The organism is Streptomyces sp. NPDC104761 (genome assembly GCF_055583445.1).
This window is the reverse complement of the sequence record NZ_JBVJNZ010000008.1, coordinates 52,427-75,403: the sequence shown is the minus strand read 5'-3', so window position 1 is coordinate 75,403 and position 22,977 is coordinate 52,427. Positions and strand designations below refer to the sequence as shown.

At 71.6% G+C, this 22,977-nt stretch carries 14 protein-coding genes and 1 other RNA gene; 3 read left to right on the top strand and 12 right to left on the bottom strand.

Annotation, left to right across the window (positions count from 1 at the left end; genetic code table 11):
- Positions 1 to 67: 67 nt before the first annotated feature.
- From ACZ63F_RS22245 to ACZ63F_RS22220, 6 genes are all read right to left on the bottom strand, one after another.
- Positions 68 to 646, bottom strand: a complete 579-nt coding sequence (locus ACZ63F_RS22245; RefSeq protein ID WP_469713159.1) for a hypothetical protein — start codon at positions 644 to 646, stop codon at positions 68 to 70.
- Positions 647 to 1,030: 384 nt separating this feature from the next.
- Entirely contained in the window at positions 1,031 to 1,633 is a 603-nt protein-coding gene (locus tag ACZ63F_RS22240) for a hypothetical protein (protein ID WP_469713158.1), read from the bottom strand.
- 15 nt (positions 1,634 to 1,648) lie between these two features.
- Positions 1,649 to 6,508, bottom strand: a complete 4,860-nt coding sequence (locus ACZ63F_RS22235; RefSeq protein ID WP_469713157.1) for a ricin-type beta-trefoil lectin domain protein — start codon at positions 6,506 to 6,508, stop codon at positions 1,649 to 1,651.
- Positions 6,509 to 6,842: 334 nt separating this feature from the next.
- Positions 6,843 to 7,243, bottom strand: a transfer-messenger RNA (tmRNA) gene (gene ssrA / locus ACZ63F_RS22230).
- Between the two features lie 93 nt (positions 7,244 to 7,336).
- Complete coding sequence (gene smpB / locus ACZ63F_RS22225; RefSeq protein WP_132890680.1) at positions 7,337 to 7,879, bottom strand: SsrA-binding protein SmpB; 543 nt, start codon at positions 7,877 to 7,879, stop codon at positions 7,337 to 7,339.
- 68 nt (positions 7,880 to 7,947) lie between these two features.
- The gene (locus tag ACZ63F_RS22220) at positions 7,948 to 9,120 is read right to left on the bottom strand and encodes a S41 family peptidase (RefSeq protein WP_469713155.1); all 1,173 of its coding nucleotides are present in this window, start codon (positions 9,118 to 9,120) and stop codon (positions 7,948 to 7,950) included.
- A gap of 223 nt (positions 9,121 to 9,343) precedes the next feature.
- Between ACZ63F_RS22220 and ACZ63F_RS22215 the strand changes: the two genes are divergently transcribed.
- Positions 9,344 to 10,660 carry an RNA-guided endonuclease InsQ/TnpB family protein gene (locus tag ACZ63F_RS22215; RefSeq protein WP_469713153.1) on the top strand — a complete coding sequence of 439 codons (1,317 nt, stop codon included), beginning with the start codon at positions 9,344 to 9,346 and terminating at the stop codon, positions 10,658 to 10,660.
- Here the strand turns inward: ACZ63F_RS22215 and ftsX are convergent.
- A complete protein-coding gene (ftsX, locus tag ACZ63F_RS22210) occupies positions 10,587 to 11,504 on the bottom strand; it encodes a permease-like cell division protein FtsX (protein ID WP_469713151.1) in 918 nt (305 codons plus the stop codon). The two genes, ACZ63F_RS22215 and ftsX, sit on opposite strands and share 74 nt — an antisense overlap.
- A gap of 47 nt (positions 11,505 to 11,551) precedes the next feature.
- Positions 11,552 to 12,241 (bottom strand): cell division ATP-binding protein FtsE, encoded by a 690-nt coding sequence (ftsE, locus tag ACZ63F_RS22205; protein WP_382722390.1) that lies wholly within the window; start codon positions 12,239 to 12,241, stop codon positions 11,552 to 11,554.
- A 257-nt stretch (positions 12,242 to 12,498) separates the two neighbouring features.
- Between ftsE and ACZ63F_RS22200 the strand changes: the two genes are divergently transcribed.
- Positions 12,499 to 12,693 (top strand): hypothetical protein, encoded by a 195-nt coding sequence (locus ACZ63F_RS22200; RefSeq protein WP_089106595.1) that lies wholly within the window; start codon positions 12,499 to 12,501, stop codon positions 12,691 to 12,693.
- Positions 12,694 to 12,803: 110 nt separating this feature from the next.
- On the opposite strand, the gene ACZ63F_RS22195 is transcribed toward ACZ63F_RS22200, so the two are convergent.
- The 4 genes from ACZ63F_RS22195 to ACZ63F_RS22180 all read right to left on the bottom strand — a co-directional run bounded on the left by ACZ63F_RS22195 (position 12,804) and on the right by ACZ63F_RS22180 (position 18,650).
- Positions 12,804 to 13,649: a hypothetical protein gene (locus ACZ63F_RS22195; RefSeq protein WP_469713148.1), complete on the bottom strand. Its 846-nt coding sequence runs from the start codon at positions 13,647 to 13,649 to the stop codon at positions 12,804 to 12,806.
- 303 nt (positions 13,650 to 13,952) lie between these two features.
- Entirely contained in the window at positions 13,953 to 15,059 is a 1,107-nt protein-coding gene (gene prfB / locus ACZ63F_RS22190; RefSeq protein WP_352367143.1) for a peptide chain release factor 2, read from the bottom strand.
- Between the two features lie 515 nt (positions 15,060 to 15,574).
- The gene (locus ACZ63F_RS22185; protein WP_469713147.1) at positions 15,575 to 16,810 is read right to left on the bottom strand and encodes a serine/threonine-protein kinase; all 1,236 of its coding nucleotides are present in this window, start codon (positions 16,808 to 16,810) and stop codon (positions 15,575 to 15,577) included.
- A 124-nt stretch (positions 16,811 to 16,934) separates the two neighbouring features.
- Positions 16,935 to 18,650 (bottom strand): serine/threonine-protein kinase, encoded by a 1,716-nt coding sequence (locus ACZ63F_RS22180; protein ID WP_469713145.1) that lies wholly within the window; start codon positions 18,648 to 18,650, stop codon positions 16,935 to 16,937.
- Between the two features lie 433 nt (positions 18,651 to 19,083).
- Between ACZ63F_RS22180 and ACZ63F_RS22175 the strand changes: the two genes are divergently transcribed.
- Positions 19,084 to 22,938, top strand: a complete 3,855-nt coding sequence (locus tag ACZ63F_RS22175; RefSeq protein ID WP_469713143.1) for an FHA domain-containing protein — start codon at positions 19,084 to 19,086, stop codon at positions 22,936 to 22,938.
- Positions 22,939 to 22,977 lie beyond the last annotated feature (39 nt).

Here is a 22,977-nt window from a genome sequence, read left to right as displayed (position 1 = left end):
GGCAGTGGGGCCGGGGACTGGCGTGGTGGCGGGTGTCGCCCCAGTTCCCGTCCCCAGAGGTGCTCCGTCAGTCGCCGGTCGTCAGATGGCGTACCTCGGACACCACGAACTCGCCGTAGTGCAGTGCCGAACCGATTCTCTCCAGATTCGCGTACCGCTCCGATGTGAGTGGCAGCTCGAATCCTGTGACGCTCTGTGGGATCGCTCTCAGCAGGAGCCGGAAAGCGAGGTCGGGGGTGCATCGCCGGGCGCACTCCGCCAGCGTCTGCCTGACCCTGTCCGGCAGGAACCGCGCATGGTCGATCTCGGTGAGTACCGCGTCCGCCAGCTGCGCGCCATGCTCCGTGTCGGCACCGGTGAGCGGGCTGACGTGTCTGCCGGCCAGCCAGACATCACACAGCCCGATGATCGTCTTCATCCACTCGGCGCCGGTGGTGAAGCCGCGGCGAGGATCGGAGAACTCGCCTGCGGGATACGTCCCGGCCTGCCACAGCGCCTCGATCATGCCCGAGTCGAGGCGCTCCAAAAGGAGTCGGGCATCGCGGCGGAGGGACAGGACCTCTTCGGGATCCAATTCCGGTACGAGGTGGTACCGGACCGCTTCGGCGCCGGTGTCGCCGTTGTGCGTCCAGTCATAGTGGAACATGGACATCAGCCACGAAACACCGAAATCGGAGTCAGTGAAGCGCTGCACTGGTTCTCATCTCCCTTACGGCAGCGGGAAAGCCGTGGACACGTAATAGCCGCGCTTGTGGCCCGGCGCCCGCTTGAGCATGATCCTGTACCGGTTGCTCGCCTTGCCGATCGTCCTGCCGGCCGCGGAACTCGGCGTGCGGGCGGCGGAGTGCTGATGCGCAACCTGGGCGGTGAGGCGGACGTACCGGAGGCGACCCTGCTGCCCTCCCCCATCTGACGGAGCGGGCGAGCACGGCGACGCGCCTGACCTCCCTGACAGCGCACACGAAACGGCGCTCCGCACCGGGAGTCACCCCGAAGCGGAACGCCATCCGTGCGCAGCCGGATCCGCCGATCAGTCCTGTTCGACCAGGAACTTGACGTTGTCCACCACGAACTCGCCGTAGCGGAGGGCCGATCCGATGGCCTCCAGCCGTACGTACTGATCCGGGGACAGCGAGTTGTACGGCATTTTCACGATGGCCCTCAGCAGGATCCGCAACGCCAAGTCCGGAGTGCAGCGGCGCGCACAGTCGACGAGTGCCTCGTGAACCTCGGTGGGCAGGAACTCCACCCGCTCGATCTCGGCGACGACGGCGTCCCGGTGGGCGAGACCGTCCTCCGTGTCGGCCCCGGTGAGAGGGCGTACGTCCGCCTTGACGGACAGCCGGGCATCACACAAACCGACGATGCTCCGTGTCCACTCCGCTCCTCCCCCGATCCGCTCGAAGCTCGGCAGGTAATCCGTCCCGGCCCGCCACAGCACCTCCAGCGTCCGCGAAGGAAGGTCGCCGAGAATCTGCGCGTCACGTCGTACTGCCAATGCCTCCTCATCGGCGTTCTCCGCAAGGTGTTTCGCGACGACGTCGGCGGCCGTGTCACCGTCGTGCGTCCAGTCCTGATGAAAGAAACCCATCACCCACGACACACCGAAGTCGAACTCGGTAAAGCGTGGCATTGTGCGTCACCTCCCTTACTTCGGATAGCACGTCTGCACGTAGTAGCCGGCCTTGTGCCCCTTGGCTCGAACCAGCTTGATGTAGAAGGCGTTGCTCGCGTCCTTCACGCTACCGTCCGGATAGTACGTCTTGCCGAGTGAGTTCTTCGCTCCGAAGAACCCCTCCCAGTCCAGGAACGACTTGTTTCCCCGGAGCCACGTACGAATCCGGTTCGCATTGTTGGCCAGCGCATAGTCGACGACCTGCTGGGCGGTTTGCTGATCGATGAACAGACTGTTCGGTGTGGTATATCCGTTCTTCTCCGTCTTGGCTTTGGCCAGGTCCTTGGCCTCCTGCTCGGTCACGTGACCTGCCGTGTGCTCATCCAGCGTGTGAGCCTGCCCAGGGTACTTTTGCGCATCGGCCACGAGGTCGTTGCAGTTGTGGACCAGGACAGGACTCGTGCCCGCCAACGCGTAGAAGGTGTGCAGGCCGGATACCGTCAGGTCGTACACCGTCCGGGGGGTCGCCTCGTGCCGGTCGACCAGCGCGGCCACGGTGCGTACCGTTCCGTCCTGGCTCCGCAGAGCGTCTCCGTCCCGCAGGTCGGACGCCAGGGTCCAGCCCCGGCCGGTGACGAAGAACCGGTGCCCCGGGGTGCTGGTGAGGCGGCCGCCATTCGTGAGAACGACATCGACCAGATCGACGGCGGTGTGGTGGAAGGTGCGCGTGACCGGCTCGCCCTGCGCGCGTCCGGTCGTCGGGTCGGCGGCCAGCAACAGGTCACCCGTGCGCACGTCACGCAGTGCCTTGCGGCTGCCGTCGGCCATGATGATCTCGGTGGTGCCGGGGAAGCTGTTGACCCTGCATGCCGTCCGCGCCTCCTCGTACACATTGACGGACCGCTCGATGTCGGCCAGCGTCTGGGCGTCGACGTCCAGTGCCTTCAAGGCCTTCAGTGCGTCGCGGACCCCTTCCCCGGTACGCATGGCCGCGTCCACGGCACGGATCGCCTCGGTGATCTTCGCGATGGGGCCGCCGATCGGTAGCCAGGTGGCGGCCCAGGCGCAGTCGCCGTAGCTGCCGCTGCCGTCACCGTTGAGCTTGTGGTAGCAGCCGGTGAAGTCGCCGATGATCGACTTGTAGATGCCCTTCCAGACGTCCTTCGTCACGTCCCACGCGGAGACCTTGACCGTCTTGGTCAGGTCCTTGAACGTCTGCGTCTTGAGGAAGACCGTGTCCTCGGTGGGGCAGCCGGCCTCCGTGGCGGGCACGTCCGGGTTGTCGCACAGGTAGTAGCTGACCACCGCGTCGAAGTGCACCTTGTACACCAGCGTGTTGCAGTCCAGGCCGTGGCACTCGTTGGGGAGTTGCTCCGGGTCTCCGTTCTGCTTGATGTCGTCGATGACGGAGAACACGCCGCCGATCCCGGACCCGGCGCCGGTCTGGACCTGCTTGTTCGCGTCGGCTGCTGCCGCCTGGTCGGCCGCCTGCTGGGCCGACTCCGCGTACTTCTGGGCGTCCTTCGCCGCTTCCTCGGCCGCGGTGGCCTCGGCGTCGGCGCGGTCGGCCGCGGCGCGGGCGTCCTTCGCGGACTGCTCGGCCTCGGCGGCCGCCGTACGGGCCGCGTCGGCGTCCAGGGCCGCCTGGTCGGCGGAGTCCCGGGCGTCCTTGGCGTAGCCCTCGGCGTTGCCGGCCGCCTGGTCGGCGGCCGCTGCGTCCGCGGTGGCCTGCTGGTCGTACTCGATGGTGCGCGCCAGTGACTTCTGAGCGTCCGCCGCGTACTGCGCCGCCTCGGACGCGTAACCCAGCGCCTCCTTCGACGACCTGCGGGCGTCCGCGGCGTGACCGGCCGCTTCGGCGGCGATCGTGTACGCGGCCTTCGCGTCGCCGGTCGCCGCGTCGGCGAGGCTCTGCGCCTGTTCGGCGTTCTTCTGCGCGTTCGCGGCGTGCGCCTCGGCGACGGCCTGCTGCTGCTGGGCGATCGTCTTCGACGACTGGCCCGACAGGACGGCGAGACCCGCCGCGGAGTCGGTGTCCACGTAGGGCGAGCCGAGCTGGATCGCGTCGTTGGCGGGCGCCGCGACCTGCTGTGCGGAGGCTCCGGCGGCCTCGGCCGCCTGTGCGGTCGTGTACGCGTGACCGGCCGCGTCGGCCGCGCCCGCGACCGCCTTGGCGGCCTCGGCCTTGGCCGCGTCGGCCTGCTTCTTCGAGTCGGCCGCGTGCTGCTCGGCCTCGTCGGCCAGCTTGACCGCGGTACGGGCCGCGGCGGCCGAGGCCTGGGAGGCCGTGATGGCGTCGGCCGCCGCGCTGGTCGCCGTGCGGACCGCCGCGTCCGCCTTCAGCTTGGCCGCCTGGGCGTCGTCCGCGTCGGAACGGGCCCGCTTCGCCGCCGCCTCGGCACGGGTCGCCGCGGCGTCGGCGTCCGCCGCGGCCTGGCTCGCCGCGTCGGCCTCGGCACGGGCCGAGGTCGCCGCCGACTCCGCGTCGTCGGCCGCCTTGTCCGCCTCGTCGGCCGCCGCCCGTGAGTCCTTCGCGGCGTCGTCCGAGTCGTGCGCGTCGGCGTAGGCGTCCTTGGCGTCGGCCTTCGCACGGGCCGCGTTCGCCTTGCTCTGCGCGTCCCACGCGTCGTCCGACTTGCCCTTGGCCAGATCCCGCGCGGCCTCCGCGTCCTGGCGCTTGGCACGGGCGGTGGACTCGGCGGTGTCCGCCCGGTCCTTGGCCTGGTCGGCAGTCTTCGCGTACCCCTCGGCGCTCGCCTTGTGCTGCGCGGCCTCGGCCTGCTTGGCGGCGGCGGTCTCCTTCTCCGCCTTCGCCGTCTGCTCCTCGGCCTCCGCGTCGAGCCGCTTGGCGTGCGCGGTGGCCGCGGCCGCCTTCGCGTCGGCCTCCGCCTGCTGGGTCTCGTCGAGCTTCGCCTTCGCCGTGTCGCGCGCGTCCTTGGCGGTCTGCGCCTGTACGGCGGCGGCGTCGGCGGCGGCCTTCGCCTGCGCGTCGGCCTCCTGGGCGGCGGCCGTACGGAACGCGGCCTTGGACTGTGCCGCCTGCGTCACCGCGCGGGCGGCGATGGTGGCGCTGTCACCGGCGGACGCCTTGGTCGCCGCGTAGGCGGTGTCGCCGGCCTTGGACAGGGCGTCGAGCGCGGCCGCCGACGCCTTGGTGACCTGGGCCTTCTGCTGCCCGACCAACAGGCCCCGGCCGCGTGGGGCGCCCGCCTGGTCGGCGATCGCGTAGGCGGCCTGGGTGGCGGTGTCCGTGTCGGTGGCGGCCTTCTTCGCCGCGGTCACCTGTGTCTTGAGCAGGTCGAGCTGGGTCTTGGCCGCGGCCTGGGCGTCGGTGACGCCCTTCTTCGCCTTGTCGAACTGCGCCTTGGTCGGGTAGTCCAGCTTGTCGGTGCCGTTGTGGCCGGACGGGGCGAAGTCGAACTTCTGCGGGTCGGTGCCCTTGCAGTCCCACATCCGCGCGTCGCGGCTGTTGTCGTAGGTCGCGAGGTCCAGGCAGTTGCCGGTGCCCGGGTTGTACAGGCGGCTGGTCCCGTGGGTGCCGTACTCCCACTTCTGGGCCGCGCTCTTGCCGTTGCAGGTCGAGATCTGCACCACGGTCCCGTTCGCCGGGGAACCGCCCTTCACCTCCAGGCACTTGCCGGAGTTGACGTTGACCAGCGCGTCGCCGCTGATCGTCCACTTCTGCCCGGCCGAGCCGTTGCAGGTGTAGATCTGCACGGGCGTGCCGTTGTCCTTCTTGCCGCCGCCCACTTCGAGGCACTTGTCGGCGGCGCCGTGCGCGTGCACGATCATCGGGCTGTCGCCGATCCAGCCGGGGCCGCCGGCCGACCAGTAGTCCTGCCAGCGGGCGAGGCGGTCGGCGATCCACGACTGGCCGAGCAGCTCGCCCAGCGCCTTGGAGCCGGTGGCGAGGGCCTTGGTGGCGTCGCGGTTCGCGTTGAGGATCCGGTCGCGCTGGGCGGCCTGGGCGGCGATCTCCCGCTGCCACTCGGCGGACGCGTCCGCGACCTCCTTGCCGAGCACCCGGTCCGGGTCGACGGGAGAGAGCCAGTCGCAGGAGGCGAACCGGGTCTTCAGGTCCTCCACGGCGATCCGGTACTCGACGCTGCCCGGCTCGGGCGCGGTGTGCGGGAAGCCGCCGGAGGAGAGGAAGACGCGGGCGTCGTCGGTGCCCGTCGGCTGCAGGGACGAGTTCACCAGGCCGTCCCACGCCTGGTGTTCGGCGTAGGCCTGCTGCCACTGCGGGCCGGGGAGGGTGGGGTCCGGATCACTGCCGTAGAGCGGGGTGCCGAGGTCCTTGACCGCCTTCACCGTGGCGGCGTCGGCCTTCGGGATCGGGTCCTTGTAGAAGTCGTCCTCGGCCTTCCAGAACTGGGCCTGGATCCACTGGCTCAGGCCGGTCTGCGCGAAGAAGCTCGGGCCCGTGCCGGTGGTCCCCGGCGGCCAGTGGAATCCGGTCTCGGTGAACCCGGCCGGGGTGCTCAGGCCGTCGAGCGGCTTCTTCCACACGTCGATATACGCGTCAAGGGCGTCGCCCGCCTTGTCGGCGGCGTCCTTGTCCTTGTCGTACGCCGTCGACAGCGGGGTGGTGTTCCAGTACTCGCGGTTCGCCGCGGTGTGCAGCTTGTCCGGGGTCTGGTCGAGGCCGTCCTGCGCGGTGCTGTACATGGCGGGGCCGCCCGTGCGCAGCACCTCGGCCATCAGGCACTGGTCCTGGCGGAGCTGCTCGGCGGCTTTGGTGTCGAAGCCGTCGTAGCTGTCGGCCACCGGGCTGAAGTCGGCGGCCCGGTCGTGGTGCAGGTCCGGCCGGCCGGCGACCGTGGCCAGCACGGCGAGCGCGAGGACGGACGGGACGAGCCGTTTGAGACGGCCGGCTGTGCGTGCAGGGGGCATGACAAGCCCAGGTCTGGAACGCAAAGGAACACCCCGTTTTCATGAGGAGGGCAGGCGGGGGCCCCGCTGGAAGAGGTGCTGTGTGCCCGTGGCGGCGGTCAGAGCCGCCGCCCCCTCCCCATGGCGACGATGTTCCCCCGGTCGCTGATGGACGCGCGCGAAAGCGGAGTGGTCAGCTCAGCTCAGTGCGCGCACCAGACTTTAGTAAACCTGTGCGATATCTGTGAAGAGTTTTCGACCGGCAGGGATCAATCTTCACATGCCCGCCCTGCGGACTCGCGGACACGACGAGGGCCCGGTGGTCTGCGACCACCGGGCCCTCGCAACATGGAGATTGTGGAGATGGCGGGAATCGAACCCGCGTCCAACGGTGCGGAACCAGGGCTTCTCCGTGTGCAGTTCGCTGTGCTTTTCTCAGCCCCGGCGATCACGCGAACAAGTCGCCGACGGGCTCAGTCACTGTTAGATTTCCCTCTTCACCCCGTGACCGGGATCAAGGTTTAGTCCCCTAGCTGATGCCAGGATCCGGGTCGGGAACAGCCCCGGGCTGACACTCCCTGTATAGGAGGCTCGCTGTCGCTACCTGAGATCAGGCAGCGAGGGCGAAGGCCTGCTGGGAGGAATCGCGCTTGGAAGTGGCGATTATTTTTTTCGGCCTGTGGTTTACGAGATCATGGCCGCTTTCTCGACACGCTTCCCCTGCCTCGACATCCGCTGTCGAAACCGATCATCCCCATGTTGATTTTTCAATCTTCACACCGGCTTCCCCCGGTGTTGGTGCCATCGTACGTGACCAACGCACGCCGATGCCACTACATTCCCGCGGGCCTAGGCCTCCCGCTGGCGCCGCTTCGCCGCCGCGATGGCGCGCCCCGCCTCCCGGCGGTCCTGCTGCTCGCGCAGGGTCTGCCGCTTGTCGTACTCCTTCTTGCCGCGCGCGAGGGCAATCTCCGCCTTGGCCCGGCCGTCCTTGAAGTACAGGGCGAGAGGCACGATCGTGTGACCGGTCTCCTGGGCCTTGACCTCCAGCTTGTCGATCTCCTCCCGGTGCAGCAGCAGCTTGCGCTTGCGGCGCACCGAGTGGTTGGTCCAGGTGCCCTGGCTGTACTCCGGGATGTGGGCGTTGTGCAGCCACGCCTCGTTCCCGTCGATCTGCACGAAGCCGTCGACCAGCGAGGCCCGGCCCTGCCGCAGCGACTTCACCTCGGTGCCGGACAGCACCAGGCCGGCCTCGTAGGTGTCGATGATCGCGTAGTCGTGCCGCGCCTTCTTGTTCTGCGCGACGATCTTGCGCTTGCCGCCCTTCTCGCCGTCCCTGGCTTTGGCGGCCGTCCCCTGCTGCTTCTGCTGGGACTCTTTCGGTACGTACATTCCCTTGGCCATAGTGCTCTCCATTTTCGCACTACGGACGGGGTGCGAGGGAAGCGGTTAAGCGGGTGCTACGAGGGGTCGCCCAGTCCGCTCAGCACGGTCTCCGCCCGCTCCAGCGCCCCGGAGGACACCTCCAGGTCGGGGGTGATGCCCCGGCCGTCGACGGTGTGACCGGAGGGGGTGCGGTAGTGGCCGACGGTGAGTTCGGCGACCGAGCCGTCGGGGAGGCGGGTGGGCATCTGGATGGAGCCCTTGCCGAAGGTGCGGGAGCCGAGGACGACCGCGCGGCCGCGGTCCTGGAGGGCACCGGTGAGCATCTCCGCCGCGCTCATCGTGCCACCGTCGACGAGCGCGACCAGGGGCCTCGCGGTGTCGCCGCCGGGCTCGGCGTGCAGGGAGCGCTCGGCGCCGTCCACGTCGTAGGTGGCGACCAGGCCGCCGTCGAGGAAGGCGGAGGCGGCGGTGACCGCCTCGCTGACCAGGCCGCCGGAGTTGCCGCGCAGGTCGAGGACGATCCCGCCGTCGGCCGGGGCCTGCCGGACGGCGGTGCGCACCAGCTCCCCGGAGCCCCTGGTGAAGGCGGAGACCTTGATGACGGTGATGCCGGCGGCCGACTTGTGCACGGTCACCGAGTCCGTCGAGAGCAGCGCCCGGCGCAGGGTCTCGCTCCACGCGCGCGTGCCGCGTTCGAGACCGAGGGTGACGGTCGTACCGGCGCGGGCGTCGGTGGCGTCGCCGCGCAGTAACGAGACGACGTCGGTGACGGGGCGCCCGTCGACGTCCTCGCCGTCGATGCTGCGCAGCCGGTCGCCCTTCCTGATCCCCGCGGCGGCCGCGGGCGACCCGGCCTGCACCTTGGCCACGTCGATCCGCCCGTCCGCCGTCCGCCGGGTCCACAGCCCCACGCCCGTGTACTGGCCGTCGAGTGCGTCCTCGAACTCCCGGTACTCGCCCTCGGAGTAGACCGCGGCCCACCGGTCCCCGCTGCGGCTCACGGCCCGTTCCGCCGCCTCCATGGGGGACTTGCCGTCGGCCATCGCCTCGGCGGCGGCCTTCGCCACGTCCTCGTGCCCGGCGGCCGGACGTGCGGCCCCGGTGGGCGTCTTCCGGTCGGACGACTGCCCGGGGTCCGGGAACGCCCCGGTGGCCGCCCCGGTCACCAACAGCCCTGCGAACACCAACGTCAGAGCCGCCCCCCGGCGAACCCGGCGGGGCTGACAGAACAGCTCTCGGCCTGACATGCGGGTGAGTCTAGGACAACCGGAGGGGCCGCACGGGTGGTTGTCCGTACGGCCCCCGTGGCATCCATCACGCAACTCTGTCCCATGGAGAACACATCGTCCATGCGGTGATCAAGGGTTCACTCATGAGAGTGGCAAGAGCCCGACCGCGTCCGGATGTTCGGACTTCGCGCATACGGTCTGGTGACGGACACGGGACGGCCAGGCAAGAGAGGGCGACGACTTGACCCAGACGCGGCAGGAGGCCGAGGCGGCGGTCGGGCACGTCCGGTACACCTATCGTCTGCGGACGTCATCCTCCGCCCGCAAGGCGCTCCTGGCCGAGTGGGGGCGTTGCCGATGGGTCTGGAACGAATGCGTGGCTCGGTCGAAGAGGGCCCACCTGGCGGCGGATACCTGCGGTCCGGCACGGCTGGATCGCATGCTGACTGCGGCTCGTGCTGTCACACCCTGGCTGGCCGCGGGCTCCAGTGTGCCCCAGCAGCAGGTCATCCGTGACTTCCGCAAGTCCTGGGCGAAGGCGCAGAAGGACATCAAGGGTCGTCTGCCGCAGCAGCAGCGGGCCGGGATGCCCCGGCACAAGAAGAGGCGCGATGCCCTGCCGAGTCTCAACTACACGAAACGGGGGTTCCGTCTGAAGGGCGGTCGCCTGTATCTCGCCGGCGGGATCGTGCTCACAGTCGTGTGGTCGCGGAAGCTGCCTGCCGCGCCCTCCTCGGTACGCGTGTACCAGGACAGGGTCGGGCACTGGTACTGCTCTTTCGTGATCGCTTCCGAGGCCCAGCCACTGCCCGCTACCGGACGCGCACTCGGCGTGGACTGGGGAGTGAAGGAGACCGCCACCACGACCTCTGACGCACACGATCTTCCACACGCCGAGCATGGCCGCAGGGCCCAGGCGAGGATCACCCGGTACGACCGGATGGTGGCCCGCCGTAGACCCCAGAAGGGACAGCGCGCCTCGAAGGGCTATGGCGAGGCAAAGAAGTGGCGAGCCAAGGCCTACGCGAAGATCGCTCAGCAGCGGCAGGACAGCGCACGCAAGTGGGCGAAGAGGGTCGTGACCGACCACGACGTCATCGCCGTCGAGGACTTCCGACCGAAGTTCCTCGCCAGAACGACCATGGCCCGCAAGGCGGCCGACGCCGCCATCGGTGCCACGAAGAAGGCCCTGGTCGAGATGGCTCGCAAACATGGGCGGGAGATTCGCTTCGTACATCCCGCACACACGACCATGGACTGCGGAAGGTGCGGAGCGAGAACCAAGCACGCCCTCCCGTTGTCAGAACGTACCTACACGTGCACCGCGTGCGGAGCGGTGTCCCCGCGGGACAAGAACTCCGCACGCGTGATGCTCGTCCGGGCCGGTCTGGACCCGGCTGGTGCCGAAGGCGCAAGACCTCCCGGAGCGTCGCTCCAGGAGGCGGCCCGAGCCAGGAATCCCCTCCCTCTCGGGAGGGGAGCGGTCAAACCTTCAGGTACTTGCGCAGCGCGAAGAACGCGGCAAGCGCGGGCATCAGGAGGCTCGTCGCGAGGATGAGCGGGAGCTTGGTCAACACCGCGTCCCAGCCGATGAAGTTGATCAAGTTCAGCTTGTGGGACAGGTCCAGGCCGTGGTCGATGATGAAGTACCGGGCGATCACCAGGAATCCACAGGCGACCGTGCCGCCGATCAGGCCGGCGACGGCGGCCTCCGCGATGAACGGGGCCTGGATGTAGAAGCCGGAGGCGCCGACCAGGCGCATGATGCCGGTCTCGCGCCTACGGCTGAACGCGGAGACGCGCACCGTGTTGACGATCAGCATCAGGGCGACCACCAGCATCAGGGCCATGACCATGCGGGCCGCCCAGTTCATGCCGTTGAGCAGGCCGAAGAGGTTGTCGAGAATGCCCTTCTGGTCCTGGACCGACTGGACCCCGTCACGGCCGTCGAAGGCGGTCGCGACGACCTGGTACTTCTCCGGGTCCTTGAGCTTGATCCGGTACGACTCCTGCATCTGGTCCGGCGTGAGGGAGTCGGCGAGCGGCGAGTCGCCGAACTGCTCCTTGTAGTGCTTGTACGCCTCGTCCTGGGACTCGTAGGTGACCTTCTCGACCACGGACATCTTGTCGAGGTCGGCCTGGATCTGCTTCTTCTGGTCCTCGGTCACCGCGCCCTTGGCGCAGTTGGGGTCCGACTCCGCGTCGCTCTTGTTGCAGAGGAAGATCGAGACGTTGACCTTGTCGTACCAGTAGCCCTTCATGGTGTTGACCTGGTCGCTCATCAGGAGCGAGCCACCGAAGAGCGCCAGGGACAGGGCGACCGAGACGACGACGGCGAAGGTCATCGTCAGATTGCGGCGGAGACCGACTCCGATCTCCGACAGTACGAACGAGGCGCGCATGGCGTCGGGTTATGCCTTTCCGTGGACGTCTGCGGGATCGATGGCGGTCAGTGCTGGTAGCCGTAGACGCCGCGGGTCTGGTCCCGGACGAGGCGGCCCTTCTCCAGCTCGATGACGCGCTTGCGCATCTGGTCCACGATGTTCTGGTCGTGGGTGGCCATGATCACGGTGGTGCCGGTCCGGTTGATGCGGTCCAGCAGCTTCATGATGCCGACCGAGGTCTGCGGGTCGAGGTTGCCCGTGGGCTCGTCCGCGATCAGCAGCTTGGGCCGGTTCACGAAGGCGCGTGCGATGGCCACGCGCTGCTGCTCGCCGCCGGACAGCTCGCCGGGCCTGCGGTCCTCCTTGCCGCCGAGCCCGACGAGGTCGAGCACCTGGGGCACGGACTTGCGGATCTCGCCCTTCGACTTGCCGATGACCTCCTGGGCGAAGGCCACGTTCTCGGCGACGGTCTTGTTGGGCAGCAGGCGGAAGTCCTGGAAGACCGTCCCGAGCTGGCGGCGCATCTGCGGCACCTTCCAGTTGGACAGCCGGGCGAGGTCCTTGCCGAGGACGTGCACCTGACCGTGGCTGCACCGCTCCTCGCGGAGGATCAGCCGCAGGAAGGTGGACTTTCCGGAGCCGGAGGACCCCACGAGGAAGACGAACTCGCCTTTCTCCACTTCCAGGGACACTTCCCTGAGTGCGGGGTGGGTCTGCTTGGGGTAGACCTTGGAGACATTGTCGAATCGGATCACGGATGCACCACGGGTCGCCGGGGGTAGATGAGCGTGACCATACGCGAGTCGGGTGAGGAAGCGCAGGCGCCGGTCACGGTTGGGTGAGGCTTGTGCGGTTTTGTTCCGGGGCAGTGTTCCCGGAGCGCCCAGGAGTGCCGGGGCGAGGTCTGCGGACGGCCGCGCTCTTTCCGGGGGAACCTGGCACAGTGGGAGGGGAACGTTCTCGTTCCGCGGAACGTTGTGTGGGTAATGGCCGGTGCAAGGAGGGCGAGCGCATGACGTACGACCGGTTGGTGTGCGCGAACTGCGCGGCGCCCGTGAGCGAAGGCCGGTGCCCCGTGTGCCGCGCCAACCGCGAGCGTCTTCAGCAGGAGAGTTTCCTCGGTGGTCTGAACCCGATGGCACTCATCGGGCTGCTGGCGGTGCTGATCGCCGCGGTGGCGCTGCTGGCGGCGCACCAGACCGCGTAACGAACCTCACACGCGAAGCTCACCCAAGAGCGACCGAAGGGCCCTGAGCCGCTGCTCAGGGCCCTTCGTCCGTTGCGATGCGCCTACGCTCCGTGAGCGGACGGCTACCGTCAGACGGCAGCGCCGCCGCGGCCGCCCACGAGGCGCGGCAGGATGCGGAAGCCGATACCGCCGGCGATCATCGTGGCGGCGCCGACGAGAAGGAAGGCCGTCTGCCCGGCACCGGTCTCGGCAAGCTGCTTGCCGCCACCCTGGGCCTCGGTGTTCGAGGACCCGGTGTCGGTGAGCGCGGAGGTGCCGGCCTCCTGCGCGGAGGTGCCGGAGTTGCCGTCGGTGCCGGTACCGCCGGAGGTCGAACCACCGGTGGACGAGCCGCCGGAGGTCGAACCACCGGAGGTCGAGCCGCCGGAGGTCGAACCGCCCGAGGTCGAACCACCGGAGGTCGAGCCGCCGGTGGACGAGCCGCCGGAGGTGGAACCGCCGGTCGTCGAACCGCCGGTGTCGCCGCCGCCGGTGGTGGACCCGCCGGTGGTGGACCCGCCGGTGTCGGAGCCACCGGTGGTCGAACCGCCAGTGTCGGAGCCACCGGTGGTCGAACCGCCAGTGTCGGAGCCACCGGTGTCCGTACCACCCGTGTCGGTGCCACCGGTGTCCGTACCACCCGTGTCGGTGCCACCGGTGTCCGTACCACCCGTGTCCGTACCACCCGTGTCGGTGCCACCGGTGCCGCTGGTGCCCCCGTCGTCGCAGGTCGGGTCCACGACGATGTCGCAGGGCGCGCCGCCCGTGCCGCCGTCGTCGTCGCCGGTGTCGACGTTCGCGCTGACACCGCTGCCGGTCACGCTCACGCCGATGTCCAGGGCGGAAGCGGCACCGGCGGCCGTGAGAGAGGCGCCGGCTGCGATCACTGCGCCGGCGGCTATCCGCGCGACGCGGAGACGCGTCTTCTTCGTCATATGGTTGCTACCCCCAGTAGCTGATCGTCAGTGCGGCGGCGTTCGGGGCCGGTGCTCGACGGAGACAGCTACGAATATTCAAGGCCCCCGGTTCACATGCGCCCCAGAGATACGCATGCCACACTTCACCCTTCCGACTTTCCAAGGGCACGTCAAGGCCGTTGCGTGCGCGATGTCCAGTTGCGCACCCAATGCCGGGAGTTGAAGTGTGTGAGTGTGACGTAAACCCCACACGTACGAGAACTGCCGCCCGGCGGGCGGCAGTTCCAAGTCGGTCGACTCACCGTGGGCAAGTCGACAAAGTTACTTCTCCTGCTGCTTGCGCCAGCGAATTCCGGCCTCCAGGAAGCCGTCGATCTCGCCGTTGAACACGGCCTCGGGGTTGCCGACTTCGTACTCGGTCCGCAGGTCCTTGACCATCTGGTACGGGTGCAGCACGTACGACCGCATCTGGTTGCCCCAGGAGTTGCCGCCGTCGCCCTTGAGGGCGTCCATCTTGGCCTGCTCCTCCTGGCGGCGCCGCTCCAGGAGCTTGGCCTGGAGGACGTTCATCGCGGTGGCCTTGTTCTGGATCTGCGACCGCTCGTTCTGGCAGGAGACCACGATTCCGGTCGGGAGGTGCGTGATGCGCACGGCGGAGTCGGTGGTGTTGACGCCCTGGCCGCCGGGACCGGAGGACCGGTACACGTCGATCCTGAGCTCGCTCTCGTCGATCTCGACGTGGTCGGACTGCTCGACCACGGGGAGCACCTCGACACCGGCGAAGGAGGTCTGCCGGCGGCCCTGGTTGTCGTACGGCGAGATGCGCACGAGGCGGTGCGTGCCCTGCTCCACGGAGAGGGTCCCGTAGGCGTAGGGCACCTGCACGGCGAAGGTGGTCGACTTGATGCCGGCCTCTTCGGCGTACGACGTCTCGATGAGCTCGGTCTTGTAGCCGTGCTGCTCGGCCCAGCGCAGGTACATGCGCTGCAGCTTCTCGGCGAAGTCTGCGGCGTCGACGCCACCGGCCTCGGCGCGGATGTTGACGAGCGCCTCGCGGGAGTCGTACTCCCCGCTGAGCAGCGTCCGGACCTCCATCTCGTCCAGCGCCTTCTTGACGGCGGCGAGCTCGGACTCGGCCTCGGCGCGGGTGTCCGGGTCGTCCTCCTCGTCGGCCATCTCGAAGAGCACCGCGAGATCGTCGATCCGGCCGCGCAGCACCTCCGCCTTCCTGACCTCGGCCTGGAGGTGGCTGAGCTTGCTGGTGATCTTCTGCGCCTCGTCCGGGTTGTCCCACAGGGACGGCGCGGCCGCCTGCTCCTCGAGCACGGCGATGTCTGCCCTCAGCTTGTCGAGGTCCAGAACGGCCTCGATCGACTCCATGGTCGAGGAGAGGGACTTGAGCTCTTCGGATACATCGACGACTGCCACGCCTCCAGCGTAACGGCTCCGCCAACCGAGGATGGCCGACGGGCATCCCCGCCCACTCAGGTCGGGACCGCCCCTGAGCCCCTGCCGGAGCCCGGACCGAAGCCTCGCGACGGCGCCCCCAAGGCCTACCGAGCCGTGGGGGGGGCGGCCGCTCCCCCACGGGTCCGGGGCAGAGCCCCACGCGACGCCAGCCCCACGACCTACCGAGCCAGGCGGACGACCGCTCCCCCTCGGGGTCCGGGGCGGAGCCCCGCGACGATGGCCCCACGCGCTACCGAACCGGACGGGCGGGCGCTTCTCTTCGGGGTCCGGGGCGGAGCCCCGTGGCGGTCGCGTTTCGCCTACCGAGTCGGGTGGGCGAACACTCCCCCCTTCGGGGTCCGGGGCGGAGCCCCGCGACGATGGCCCCACGCGCTACCGAACCGGACGGGCGGGCGCTTCTCCTCGGGGTCCGGGGCGGAGCCCCGTGGCGGTCGCCGTTTCGCCTGGGAAATGTCGGCGGAGCCACCGGCAGGTCACGGCGTTGACGAGCTGTGCGTCTCCTGCGGCGGAGCCGAGTCGTCGCCCGATGTCGCCAGCCACGCCCCGACACCCACCGCCGCCGCCACCGCGACCCCCGCCACCGCGAACGTCACCCTCCGTCGCCGCGCAGCCACCCGGTGCCGTGCCGACCCCGGCCGCGGCGCCCCCGCCGCCCTGGGCGCCCGCGCCGTGCCCCGGGCGCCGCCCGCCAGCTCGTCGGGACCCGGCACCCGCATCGACGTGTGCGTGTCCCGGTTGGAGTCCGGCTTCGCGCCCGGCACCAGGGAGACGGCCCCCCGGCGCCGTACCCGCTGTTCCTCCGCGGCCGGTGCCGCGGCGGCCGACGGCTCCTCGGCGTCCTCCGGCGCCTCCGTCTCCGGCTCGTCGACGTCCAGCGGCGGCATCCCGGCCAGCGTCGGCAGCTGCTCCCGCAGCCGCGCGGCCAGCTCGGAGGCCCGCAGCCGGGACGCCGGCGCCTTCGCCAGGCACTGCACGAGCAGCTGCCAGAGCTCCTCGGGGATGCCGGGGAGCGGGACGACGGTCTCCGTGACGTGGCGGCGGAGCACCGCGCCGGGATGGCCGCCGCCGAACGGGGTGAAGCCCGCGAGGAGTTCGTACAGGACCGTCGCGAGCGCGTAGATGTCCACCGAAGCGCGCGGCGGCAGGCCCTCGACGATCTCCGGGGCCAGGTAGTCCGGCGTGCCGATGATCTTCGTGGCGCGGGTCCGCTTCGGGGAGTCGATGAGCTTCGCGACGCCGAAGTCGGTCAGCAGGGCGGGGTGGGCGCCGCCGGGGCCCAGCGGGCCCTGCATGTCGAGGAGGACGTTCTCCGGCTTCACGTCCCGGTGGACGACCCCCGCCGCGTGCGCCGCCGCCAGCCCGTCCGCGACGTCCGCGACGATGGCGACGGCCGCCTCGGGCGCGAGCCGCCGCTCCCGGTCCAGGCGGGTGCGCAGGTCCGTGCCGCGGACCAGGTCCATGACGAGGGCGAGGTCGTTGCCGTCGACGACGAGGTCACGGACGGACACCACGTGCGGGTGGTCGAGGCCCAGCAGTGCCGTGCGCTCCTGCACGAAGCGGCCCACCAGCTCCTCGTCGGACGCGAGATCCTCGCGCAGCAGCTTGATGGCGACGGGCCCTTCCGGACCCTCGCCCAGCCACACCGTGCCGGCGCTGCCCCGCCCCAGGATCTGGTGGGCGGTGTACCGGCTGCCGATCTTCCGTGCCAAGGCTGCTCCTACAGACGCGTGTTGCCGACAAAAGTACGCGTCCGACGAGCCAACCTTCACCACGGAGGCGGAAATCACCCGCCAGGTGTCGACAAATCCACAGAGTCGCGGTCGATCCCGGCGGTCAGTTGCCTGAGCCGTTGCCGAGATCGCCGATGAAGCTGCTGACCGATTTCGTCCAGTCCTTCAGCTGGCTCCAGTAGCCCCTGCCCTCCCCGACCCACGTGTGCACCGGGGTCAGGTCCCAGATCAGCCAGCCCGCGACGAAGAGGATGACGACCAGGAACAGGCAGCCCTTGAGGCAGCCGAGCCCGGGGATCTTCATCGGGTTGGCGCTGCGCTGCCGCGGCTCGCGCGGGGCCCGCTGCTGCGGCTCGGCGGGAGGCGCGTAGCGCTGCTGGGGCTGCTGCGGCGGCGGGGCGTACTGCTGCGGCCGGCCGCCGTACCCGGCGGGCTGCTGCTGGCCGTACCCCCCCTGCTGCCCGCCCTGCCCGCGCGGCTGCGGGCGGCGTACCGGCTGCTGCTGCGGGGCCTGGCGCGGCGGCTGCTGCTGCGGCCGGGCCACCTGGCGCTGCGGGCGGCGCCGGAGGGGGTCCTCACCGGGGTCGAGGTACTGGACCTGGGTCTGCTCGTTGCGGTCGCGGGCCGCACGGAGCTGGCTCTGCCAGGGGTGCGGCTCCTCGGGCTGCTGCTGACCGGGCTGACCGGGCTGGCCGGGCCGGCCCTGCGGCATCGGCGGCATGACGGCCGTCGGGTCGGCGGCGCCGGTGTTGGGGAGCACGGCGGTCGGGTCGGCGGCGCCGAACGGCCCCGGCTGGCCGGTGTGCGGCAGGACGCTGGTCGCGGCGTTCGGGTCGTACGCGCCCATCGGCGTGCCGGTGTTCGGCAGCACCTGGGTCGGGTCGGCCGAACCCGGTACGGCGGCCGGTGCCGGGTCGGGGGCGAGCAGCGCGCCGACGCCCTCGGCGGCCGCGATCTGCGCGGAGTTCGCGTGCACGCCGACGCCCTCGGCGACGACCCGCAGGCCGCGCGCGAGGTTCTCGGCGCTGGGGCGTTCGTCGGGGTTCTTGCGCAGGCAGCGTTCTATGACCGTCCACAGCGGGTCGGGGACGGTGGAGGGGCGGCGGGGCTCGGCGCTGAGGTGCTGGTGGAGGACTTCCAGGGCGCTGCCGCCGGAGAACGGCGGGCGGCCGGTGACCAGCTCGTACAGCAGGATGCCGGCGCCGTAGATGTCGACGGCGGAGGTCTGCGGGCGGCCCTCGGCGGACTCCGGGGCGACGTACGCGGGCGTGCCGACGAACTCCTGGGTGCGGGTCAGACCGGGGGAGTCGGCGAGGCGGGCGATGCCGAAGTCGGTCAGCATCGGGTGCATCTGGCCGTTGTACTGGGCGAGCAGCACGTTGGCGGGCTTCAGGTCGCGGTGCACCACGCCGTCGGCGTGGCTGGCGGCGAGCGCGTCGGCGACCTGGGCGGTGAGCAGGGCGGCGGCGACGGGTGTGAGGGGGCCGTTCTCGCGCAGGTAGCGGTGCAGGTCGGGGCCGTCGACGAGGTCCATGACCAGGGCGAGGAGATCGCCCTCCACGACGAGGTCCCGGACCCGGACGATGTTCGGGTGGGTGAGCCGGAGCAGGACCGAGCGCTCCCTGAGGAAGCGCATCACGATGTCGGGGTCGCTCGCGAGCTCTTCCTTGAGGACCTTGATGGCGACGGTCTCGCCGGGCTGGCCGGGCACGGCCGCCTCGGCGCCCGCGGTCTCCCGCTGGCGGGCACGCCAGACGGTACCGGTGGCGCCGCGTCCCAGCGGCTCCTCCAGGAGGTACTTGCTGCCTACCGGCCGCACGTCATGCGCTCCCTGCTGCTTGCTGAATGGCTGGCTGCTGAATGTCTCCGACCCATGTGTCCGACCCACTGTAGTGCCGTGGTGCCTGGGACCGGGCTGTCGTCCGGCTGTGCTTTCCCCTCCCCGGTAGGGGGGCGATAAGCGTTCCCGACGTATCCCCATACGTTGGCGTTCCGGCCTGCGTTCGATGGAAAGACGCTTGCTTCGGTCCGCCGGTTGCCGGGCTCGGACGTGACCGATCTCAAGTGATCGCGCGCACGGTATTGGTCAGGCACTTTTGGGGGCAGAGCTGACCAATCAAGATCACTTACCATCGGGGCGTGGGCGCGTTGTCAGTGGCAGGTGCGAGGATGCGCTTGACAGCAGAACTGGCCGACGTGCTCGTGGCGGTGGGGGGAATTCCGCGCCCGCGCAGAAGGGACCGCTGACGGCGATGCAGATCCGGCTGACCGTCGTAGACCCGCTGGGCCCTGCCGCGCAGCGGGGCCGGGCCGCGAGCCGGGACGTGCTGGTGACGGCGCCCTCGGGCACGGACCTGGCCGCGGTGGCGTCGGGGCTGGCCTCGGCGGTCACCGGGGACGGCAGCCTGGGCGGCCGGGAGCCGAGCGGCGCCCCGGTCGTGCTGTACGCAGGGACGGAGCGGCTGGACGCCCGCCGCCGCATCCTGGGCGAGCCCCCGCTGGTCGACGGCGCCGTGCTGTCCCTGGGAGCGCCCGCGGCCCCCGAGCCGCACCCCGAGCTGGACGACGCCCCGACCCAGCTGCACGTGATCGCCGGCCCGGACGCGGGCGGGGTGCACCTCCTGCACGGCGGCCAGATCACCATCGGCCGCTCCGCCGACGCCGACGTCCCGCTCGACGACCCCGACGTCTCCCGGCTGCACTGCGCGGTCACCGTCGCCGCCGACGGCCGCGTCTCGGTCGCCGACCTGCACTCCACCAACGGCACCGTCCTGGACGGCACCCGCGTCACCGACCGCCCGGTCCGCCTCACCCCGGGCTCGCTCCTGCGCATCGGGGAATCGGCCCTGCGGCTGACGCCGTCCGGGGGACCCGGGGCCCGCGTGGGGACGGCACCCGACGGAGACGGGTGCGTGCGGGTGCTGACGGACGGCGGGGAGACCCACGGCGACGGTTCCGCCGCCGCAGGGAGCGTTGCGCCCGCACCGGCCGGCCGTACCCACCACGCCTACGGCACGGCGGGCTGGGGAGCCGCGGGTGCAGCGGCCGGCGGCCAGGATCACGGCCTGGCGGAGCCGCCGGTCGTACCGGCTCAGGGGGACGCGCCGAGGATCGAGAGCCGGGGCGGGCAGCAGCCGTCGGCCGGCCGTGCCGACGGGCCGCCTCGGAGCGGACGGGCAGGCGGGGCCGAGGCCGGCGGGCACGCGGGCGGGTTCCCGCCGTCCGCAGGGCAGCGGACCGAGCCACCGCCGGCCGACCGCGGGTACGACGGCGACCCGCACGGACACCCGTCGACCGGAAACCGCGGCACGCTGCCGGGCCCGCGCGGCGCTGCCGCCGCCGCATACGACTCGGGCACCGCGCCGCACCGATCCGAGGCCGCCTACGGCGCCGGTGCGCCCCACGGACCGGGAACCGCGTACAGCGCCGGTGCGCCCCTCGGAGCAGGCGCCGCGTACGGCCCCGACGCGGCGCAGGGCCCCGGCACCGCACCCGGCTCCCCCGTCAGGCACGGCGTGGGCGACACGCACGCCGGCCGAGCCGGAGTGCTGGGCGACCGCCCGGGCCCCTCCGACCCCTCCGACAGTGCCGGAGACGTCGGAAGCAGCCGAAGCTCCACAGGCGCGGGAAGCACCGCCCCCCGCCCCACGACCCCCGACCCCGTCGACGGCAGCACTCTCGCCTCCGACCCCGCCGACGCCCCGGCCCCCGCCGGCAGGCGCAAGGGCACCCCCCTCCGCGGTACCGAGGCCCCCGCCCTGCCCGGCGCCCGCAGGCGCGGCGGGCTCGGCGCCTGGGCGCGGCGGCTGGCCGGCGGCCGCGGTGAGCCCCCGTCGGCCGCCGACGGCGAGACGGCGCCGCAGGACGGCACCGCAGCGTCCACCGGTGTGCCCGACCGGCCCGAGACCTGGCCCGACCCCGCCGCCCTGCTGCTGACCGCGCTCGGCCCCGGCCCCCGCCTCTGGGAGCGCGGCCCCGGCCACCCGGAGGCGCTCACCGTCCGGCTCGGCACGGCGGACCGCCCGGCGCCCGACGGCTCGGGCCTGCTCCCCGCCGTCCCGGTCACCGCCGACCTGCGCGAGGCCGGCGCCCTTGGCCTCGCCGGTCCGCGCGCCCGCCTGGCCGGCCTGGCCCGCGCGGTCCTGGCCCAGCTCGCCGCGCTGCACTCGCCCGACCTGCTGGAGATCGTCCTGATCAGCGCGGACCGGGCCCGCCCCGTGGAGGAGCGCACGGCCGAGTGGTCCTGGCTCGGCTGGCTCCCGCACGTCCGCCCTGGGCACGGCCAGGACTGCCGCCTGCTGCTGGCCTACGACCGTGAACAGGCGGCGGCCCGCGTGGAGGAGCTGCTGCGGCGGACGGAGGAGCTGCCCGCCGCCCGCAGAACGGCCACCCCGTCCGACCGCCCCGCACCCGCGCCGGTCCCCGCCCCGGCCCGTACGGCGGCGGACGGCGCGTCCCCCGAAGCCGCCAAGGGCCCCTCCTGGGCCCGCCACGACCTGGGCGCCGACGACGGCAGGGGCGGTTTCCCGGGCCCGTACACGGTCGTCGTCGTGGACGGCGATCCCGGTGGCTCCGCGCTCCGCGAGGCGGTGGCACGGCTGACCGTGGCCGGACCGCGGGCCGGAGTGCACGTCGTCTGCCTGGCGGAGACGGCCCCCACCTCGCCCACCTCCCCGGTCGACCGGACCTACGAGGAGGCGTGCGCGGTGACGCCGACGTTCCGGGAGTGCGGGGCGGTGGCCCTGCTGAGCGGCGACGTGGCGACGGCGCTGCACCTCCTGCGGGTCTCCGCCGCCGGCCGCACCGGCCAGGCCGGTCCCGCCGGCCCGGTCGGCCCCGGCACCCTGGCCGCGGTGGACGCGGTCTCCCCCGCCTGGGCCGAGCGGTTCGCGAGGGCGCTGGCCCCGCTGCGCCCCGACGGCCCCGGCGCCGACCGGCACCCGCGCATGGCCGCCCCGCTCCCCCAGTCCGCCCGGCTCCTTGACGAGTTGGGGCTGGCGCGGGCCACCCCGGCCTCGCTGATGGCCCGTTGGGCGGACGCGGCCGACGACACCGAGTCGCTGGGCGGCCGGGCCCGGGCGGTGCTCGGCGCCGGACCGCGCGGCCCGCTCACCGCCGACCTGGTGACAGAGGGACCGCATCTGCTGATCGAGGGCCCGCCCGGCAGCGGCCGTACGGAACTGCTGCGGGCGGTGGTCGCCTCGCTGGCCGCCGCCGAGCGCCCCGACCGGCTCGGGATCGTCCTCATAGACGGCCGCGACGGCGTCGGGACGGGCGCCGGGCACGGCGAGGGCCTGCGGGTCTGCACGGACATACCGCATGTCACGACCCACCTGACCGCCAACGACCCGGTGCGGATGCGGGAGCTGGCGCAGTCCCTGAGCGCCGAGCTGAAGCGGCGGGCCGAGTTGCTGGGCCGTGCCGGCTTCACCGACTGGCACGCGCAGCGGGAGATCTCCGGCCGTATCGTCCCGCAGCGCGCCCGGCCGGCCGCCTCGGGCGCCGCGGACATAGAGGCTCCGCCGAGTTCGACGCTCCGGCTGCGACCGGCGGCCGGTGCCGCGGCCCGTGGCCGTACGGAGGCGCCGCCGCCCCCGCTCCCCCGGCTCGTGGTGGTGGTCGACGACCTGGACGCCCTGGTCTCCCCGGCGCTCGGTTCACCGGGCCGCCCGGCCGCGGGCTCCGTGATGCGGGCGCTGGAGGCGGTGGCGAAGGAGGGCGAGCGGCTCGGCGTCCACCTGGTCGCGGCGGCCGGCACCGGCGGCCGTACCGCGGAGACGGAACCGGCCAGGCAGGCCACCCTGCGCATCGCCCTGGACACCCCGGCCGAGGGGCCCGAGGAACCGGCGCCGGGCCGTGGCCGTCTGACCACCCCGGACGGCCGCACCACGGCGTTCCAGACGGGCCGTGTCACGGGCCGCATCCCCCGCACGGCGACCCAGCGCCCCACCGTGGTCCCCCTCGACTGGCAGCGGATGGGCGACCCCCCGACCCGCCGCCCCGTCCGCGAACTCGGCAACGGCCCGACCGACCTGGCCCTGCTGGCAAGCGCGGTGGAGCGGGCGGCCAAGGAGGTTTCCGCGGCGGAGGTCCCTTCGCTCTTGTGACCGGGGGCACAATCCCGGGTCGCTGATCACAACGTGATC

Coding starts and splice junctions, on each gene's coding strand:
- ACZ63F_RS22245 (WP_469713159.1), bottom strand. CDS start 646: ATGTTCCACTATGACTGGACGCACAACGGCGACACCGGCGCCGAAGCG.
- ACZ63F_RS22240 (WP_469713158.1), bottom strand. CDS start 1,633: ATGCCACGCTTTACCGAGTTCGACTTCGGTGTGTCGTGGGTGATGGGT.
- ACZ63F_RS22235 (WP_469713157.1), bottom strand. CDS start 6,508: ATGCCCCCTGCACGCACAGCCGGCCGTCTCAAACGGCTCGTCCCGTCC.
- smpB (WP_132890680.1), bottom strand. CDS start 7,879: ATGTACGTACCGAAAGAGTCCCAGCAGAAGCAGCAGGGGACGGCCGCC.
- ACZ63F_RS22220 (WP_469713155.1), bottom strand. CDS start 9,120: ATGTCAGGCCGAGAGCTGTTCTGTCAGCCCCGCCGGGTTCGCCGGGGG.
- ftsX (WP_469713151.1), bottom strand. CDS start 11,504: ATGCGCGCCTCGTTCGTACTGTCGGAGATCGGAGTCGGTCTCCGCCGC.
- ACZ63F_RS22200 (WP_089106595.1), top strand. CDS start 12,499: ATGACGTACGACCGGTTGGTGTGCGCGAACTGCGCGGCGCCCGTGAGC.
- ACZ63F_RS22195 (WP_469713148.1), bottom strand. CDS start 13,649: ATGACGAAGAAGACGCGTCTCCGCGTCGCGCGGATAGCCGCCGGCGCA.
- ACZ63F_RS22175 (WP_469713143.1), top strand. CDS start 19,084: ATGCAGATCCGGCTGACCGTCGTAGACCCGCTGGGCCCTGCCGCGCAG.